The sequence below is a fragment of the Streptomyces sp. NPDC104367 genome (assembly GCF_055583825.1).
In genome coordinates this window covers 1-2,206 of the sequence record NZ_JBVJND010000091.1, presented here as the reverse complement: position 1 = coordinate 2,206, position 2,206 = coordinate 1, and the positions used below count along the sequence as shown (strand labels likewise).

At 72.3% G+C, this 2,206-nt stretch carries 1 protein-coding gene; it reads left to right on the top strand.

Annotated elements, in window-relative coordinates:
• Positions 1 to 15: 15 nt before the first annotated feature.
• Positions 16 to 2,206 (top strand): condensation domain-containing protein (locus ACZ619_RS45790; RefSeq protein WP_469611995.1); only part of this gene is annotated, 2,191 nt, incomplete at its 3' end.

The window sequence follows — 2,206 nt, the reverse complement described above, 5'->3', positions numbered from 1 at the left end:
CGTATCGACAACCAGGTGAAACTGCGGGGTTACCGGATCGAGCTGGGTGAGATCGAGGCGGCGCTGCTCACGCATCCCGAGGTGACCGCCGCGGCAGTCACCGTCCGCGACGACCTGCCGGGCGGACCGCGGCTCGCCGCCTACACCGTGCCCGTGCCGGGGAACGACCCGGCCGGCGCCGGACCGCTGCGCGACCACCTGCGGCTGAGGCTGCCGGAGTACATGGTGCCCAGCGCGTTCACCGTCCTCGCGGAGCTGCCGTTGACCCCCAACGGCAAGGTCGACCATCGGGCACTGCCGGCGCCGGACCCGGCACGGCTCGCCGAGAGCGCCGGGTACACCGCGCCGCGTACCCCGCTGGAGGCGTCGATCGCCGAGATCTGGGCCGAAGTTCTCGGGATCGAACGGGTCGGCGTGCACGACAACTTCTTCGAGCTGGGCGGGCACTCGCTGCTCGCCACCCGCGTCACCAGCCGCCTGCGCGCGGAACTGGGCACCGACGTGGCCGTCCGTACCCTGTTCACGGCGCCGACACCGGCACGGCTCGCCGCCGCTCTCGGCGCACCGGACGCCGCCGCAGGGGCCGTCCCCCTGGCGCCGATCACCCCCGCGCCGCGCGACCAGGGCCCGCTGCCGCTGTCGTTCGCACAGCAACGTCTCTGGTTCCTGGACCAGTTGGAGCCCGGATCCGCCAAGTACGCGGTGCCGACGGCGCTGCGGGTGCGCGGTGCGCTGGACGTGCCCGTGCTGGAGGCGGCGCTGACCGGACTGATCGCGCGGCACGAGGTGCTGCGGACCCGGTTCACCGCCGACGAGGACGGCCGTCCGTCGCAGGTCGTGGACCCGGTCACGCCGGTCACCGCGGCCGTGCACGACCTGCGCCGTACGGACGCCGACGACCGGGAGGAACGCGCCCGAGCCCTGCTGCGCACCCGAGCGGCCCGCCCCTTCGACCTGGTGGCGGGACCCCTGCTGCGAGCCGACGTCGTACGGCTCGCCGACGACGACAGTTACCTGCTGCTGACGCTGCACCACATCGTGGGCGACGGGTGGTCGGAGGGCGTGCTCGCCCGTGAGCTGCACGCCCTGTACGCGGCGGCACTGGACGGCACGCAGGCACACCTGCCCGAACTTCCGGTGCAGTACGCCGACTTCGCCGTCTGGCAGCGCCGGACGCTGACCGGCGAGGTACTGGATGCCCAGCTGGCCCACTGGCGGGAGCGGCTGGGCGGGCTGGAACCGCTGGAACTGCCGACCGACCACCGCCGGCCGGCCGAACCGACCGGCCAGGGCGGCACGGTGCGGTTCACCGTGCCGGAGGAGGCCGCGGCCCGGGCCCGGGACCTCGCGGCGAGCAACGGCGCGAGCCTGTTCATGGTGCTGCTCGCGGCGTTCCAGCTGATGCTGGCGAAGTACGCGCGGCAGGAGGACATCGCCGTCGGAACCCCGATCGCCGGGCGCAACCGCGCGGAGATCGAGGAGATGATCGGTTTCTTCGTGAACACGCTGGTCATGCGGACCGACCTGTCGGGCGATCCGGCGTTCACCGAGCTGCTGGAGCGCGTCAAGGACACGGCGCTGGCGGCCTACGACCACCAGGACCTGCCGTTCGAACGGCTGGTGGAGGAACTCGCGCCGCAGCGGGACCTGTCCCGCAACCCGCTGTTCCAGACGATGCTGGTGCTCCAGAACACGCCCGACGGCGACACCTGGTCGCTGCCGGGGCTGGCGGTCGAACCGGTGTCCGTCGAGGGCCAGCCGGTGAAGTTCGACCTCCAGCTGATGCTGGCCGACACCGCGGACGGCCTGGAGGCGATCCTGGAGTACCGCGGCGACCTGTTCGCCCGGACCACCGCCGAGCGGATGGCCGCACACTTCAGCACCCTGCTGGCGGCCGTGACGGCCGCCCCGGAGCAGAGGCTGTCGTCGTTCGACATGCTGACGCCGGCCGAGCGGGAGCGGCTGGTCGTGGGGGTGAACGCGACCGGCGGCCGGTATCCGGACACGGCGACGGTTCACCGGTTGGTCGAGGACCGGGTTGCGGTGTGCCCCGATGCCGTTGCCATCGAGCACGGCGATCGGACGCTGACCTTCCGTGAGGTGGACGAGAAGGCCAATGCTCTGGCGCGTGAGCTGCGTGAGCGGGGTGTGGGGCCGGATCAGTTGGTGGGTGTGTGTCTGGATCGGTCGCCGGAGCTGGTGTGTG